Origin of the sequence: Marinimicrobium sp. UBA4509, from assembly GCF_002388575.1 — a bacterium.
GTDB lineage: Bacteria > Pseudomonadota > Gammaproteobacteria > Pseudomonadales > Cellvibrionaceae > Marinimicrobium > Marinimicrobium koreense.
Genome location: NZ_DGMV01000050.1, coordinates 161,368 through 164,978, shown reverse-complemented (window position 1 = coordinate 164,978; position 3,611 = coordinate 161,368). Strand labels below are relative to the sequence as shown.

Annotated in this window: 2 protein-coding genes and 1 pseudogene; all 3 read right to left on the bottom strand. The window is 60.9% G+C overall.

Annotation, left to right across the window (positions count from 1 at the left end; translation table 11 throughout):
• Window positions 1–74: 74 nt before the first annotated feature.
• Window positions 75–713, bottom strand: coding sequence for an outer membrane beta-barrel domain-containing protein (locus tag B3520_RS08755; RefSeq protein WP_286806137.1), 639 nt, complete (start codon window positions 711–713; stop codon window positions 75–77).
• Window positions 683–1,402, bottom strand: a complete 720-nt coding sequence (locus tag B3520_RS08750) for an SH3 domain-containing protein (RefSeq protein ID WP_286806139.1) — start codon at window positions 1,400–1,402, stop codon at window positions 683–685. Before B3520_RS08750 ends, B3520_RS08755 begins: the two co-directional genes overlap by 31 nt.
• Window positions 1,403–1,785: 383 nt before the next feature.
• Window positions 1,786–3,611 (bottom strand): annotated as a pseudogene (locus tag B3520_RS08745) (hypothetical protein); the annotation flags it as partial.

Below are 3,611 nucleotides of genomic sequence, written 5' to 3'. Positions count from 1 at the left end.
ACCGAACAGGGCGACCAGTAAATAGTGCGTCAATCTCATGGCTCAACTCCTCTCTTAAAACCCGATCATCATAATTAGAAAAACAGCGACACGCCCAGACGTGCCTCCAGATTGTTCACTTCCACCTCCCGGCCGAACAGCTCGTGGGTAAACACGTGGCCGCGCATGCCCAGGTCCAGAGCCAGCCAGTCGGTGGTGTACAGTTTGAAACCGGCGCCCAGATTGTAAGTAAAGTAATCCTGCCCGGCGAACTCGGTATTGCCGGCGCCGCCGATCACATAGGCGCTGGTGTTGAAGCTCCAGTTTTCCGTGAGATAAATCTGCCCCGGCAGGAAATTGTAACCCAGGGAAAGATTGTAATAGGTGTAGTCCCGCTGGTCTTCGGTGAGCAGTTCCACAGCGCCGCTCAGCAATTCATAGCTGGTTTCCCGGGTTTCGGTTTGGGCGGCGTTGGCCTGCAGGAAAATCGCTTCGGTGACATGATAGCTCAGGCTGACCCCGGCCACGGGATTGCTGCCGAAATCCTCCACGCTCATCAGCCCGTAGAACACGCCGAACTCGAAATTCTCGGTGTCCAGGTCGCGCTCGCTGATCCGCCGGCGCTCTTCGTCCGGGCCGACAATATCACCCAGCGGCCCGTCCTGAGCGAGGGCCAGCGGTGCTGTGCTCGCCAGGGCGAGGGCTAGAAGTAGACGTTGAAACCCAGTTGCCATTCGTTAACCTCTTCGTTGGTGTCGCGGCTGGTGAGTATCTGGTGTTGGGTCATTTCCAGGCGCAGAAAAAAGCGCCGGGTCAGGTAGACGTAAGCACCCAGGCTGGTCTGAAACAGGTTGTCTTCCCGGTCCTCGGCTTCCACCAGCGTCGCACTCGGTTGAATCCGGATCTGCCCGGTGCCCAGCCGGAAATAGGGCGAGACCCACCAGTCGGGAAAGGGCTGGTGCATCAACCCGACGCTGGCAATCCGGCTGTCGGAAAACTGCCCGGTACTTTGGCTCAGCCGCAGGTCGGCGGTGAGGTGTTCGGTAAAGCGAAACCCGAGGTTGAGCCCGAGGGAGTCGGCCCCATCAAAGTCACCCCCGGCAAACCCGAGTTCCCAGCGCCGCTCGCCATAGTCCTCGCGACCGGGTGCACGAATGTCGGGGGCCTGACCGGTGCGGTCGAGGGTGTTGGCCAGGCTGTCGACGTGTATCCAGCCGGTTTTGCCGCGTCGGGTGGTGATTTTGATCCAGTCGGTCCGGCGTTTTTCCAGGGTGATGGCTTCGTCTTTTTCGACGATATGAAAGATCGGATAGCCTTTGCCAGGACCCGTATGAACGTCGATATAAGTGGTGGCGACGGTGACTTTCGGGGCGTCGGCGTGGGTAGTTATTGCGATTATCGAAAGCGCTAATGTGAATAGCACTGTAGAGAGCTTTGCGGTGGCTGAACGTCCGGTCCGCTGTGGGGTGAAGCGTTTCAAGACTCGCTGTAAATACATCCCTGTACGCTCCTCACCGCTAGTCCCGCGGGTGAGGGTCTTGAAACGCTTCACCCCACATCGGCCCTCAGTGCGCTGTATCTCACCTCTCTCTCTCCTGTGACCTTGGGCGGGGCTCCTCCCGAGTTTTCTACAGAGTGAGGAGGTCAGGGGCGGGGTATACCCTTCCAGGACCGTAGAGCGCGGGATTCGCGATCCCGAGCGTACAGGGATGTATTTACAGCGAGTCCTGGAAGGGTATACCCCGCCCCTGACCGGACGTGACGCCACATAAAAAGGTTCCTGCTCATGAAAAATAACCAAGTCCCTCATTCGTCGTCCTGTCGCGCCCGGTCAAAAGGGTTATTGTAATAGCGGGCACCGGTGTCGAGCCATTCCCGCAGGAGTCGGAGTTCATCGGGGTTGAGCATACCACGGTGATCGACTGCGTCGGGGGCAGCCAGGTCGTTCGTCTGCTCAAAACGCGCAAAGAACGCGGCGCTGGCAGCGGCTCCGCCTCGGGATAATGGCGGTTGTACCGGCACCGTGGTCAGAATCGGAATCGGGTTGCCGTCGTCATCCAATACCAGCTCACCCTCCTCATCGGTTTCAAACTCCCCGGTTTCCACCAACAGGTCGATCACCGCGCCATCGACCAGCGTCACCTCATCGTCACCATTGAGTAGCTCAAGGTAAGACGTCATCTGGCCGTTGCCTGCCGCATTGCGGGTCAGCTCCAACTGGCCGGCGGGGACCCGAGGCGCATCGTCGGCGTCGAAACGGGTGTGACAGCCCACACAGGTGTGGTCCACGGGCTCATCGAATTCATCCAGGACCAACGTCGCCTGACCCTCGTCGTTTTCCTCGGTCAGCAGCCGCTGACGCTCCCACAGGCTCTGAATATGGTTTTCATAATTGATCACCACCCGGCACAGCGCCGTCCATTGGGTCTGGCAGCCTTCGCTGGTGGGCGGGTAAGTGGCCGAGACGGTCAGGCCTTCGTCAGGGTTTTCGTCGTTGGCGTACTCACGGTAATCGTCCGCCGCCAGGGCGCTGTACAGGCGCTGGTGATCCGGGTCGGGTTCGCGCACCGCCGGGTCGGTCCAGATGTCGGTGTAGCGGATATTCACGTTCGGATTGCGGGGGCCTCTAAAGCTACATGTGTCTGGCTCTTCAGGGTTGCTGCATGTCAGCGCGACTCGTGCTTCGAGCTCGGCCATAGTTTCTCCCATCATGGGGTTTTCAGGCTGACCTTCGATATCAGCAAGTAGAGTATTGGGAAAGGGGAGGCCCTCGGTATCCGCGCCGGTATAAGCGGGTAACGGCCCGCGTTCGGGGTGGCCGTGGGGGACTTCACTGTCGGCGCTGTGGCAGCCCTGACAATTGCGCTGTTCCCCGGGACGCAACTGCAACCAGTTGCGGTGCGGGGGCATGATCCGGGTGCCCTCGGCATCGACGATATCGAAACTGAAGGCGATATCCGCGGGCACCTTGGTCATTACCGAACCGTCGGGCTCGATGGGCACATAGCCGAGAATTTCCAGCAGGCCCCGGTTCTGGTTGAAGCGGTTGCCGAACACCTCGTCGTCCTGGTCGTTCAAGGTATCGTTGTCCGGGCTGGAGACGGCTTTCAGCAGTCGCAGGAAGCGGGCGGGCCGCTCGTCGGCCGTGGTCTGGGCCGGGTCCATCAGCGCGTCGATATCGACGCTCGCCTCGCCGTCCAGGTCGTACACACTCTGAATATGCAGTACCCCGACGCCTTCACTGACCCAGTTGGACTCGCCCACCAGGGGCTCCTGGAAACCGGGTCTCGGGCGGGGTTCCAGGGCGATGGGGTCGGTGACCATCTGGTCCTCTTCCGGCAGCACGACGGGCTGCTGGGTGGGGCCTTCCGGGTCGAACACCCACAGGCCGAACAGCGGTGGGGCGGGTTCGCTGCCCTCGGTGGTCAGCCATTCGTCGGTACAGGGGCGAATCCGGACGCCGTCGTCCTGCTCGGGATCGGGCACGGACACCCGGCAGGGGCTCCAACTGACCAGTAAGCGCTCACTACCATCCTGCATGGGATAGGCCGCGTGGTAGAGCCCGGCGCGGGAGATATCGCCGTTCAGGGGAATGGGTCGATCGGCGAGTGACGTTTGGGCCGGGCCGCCCG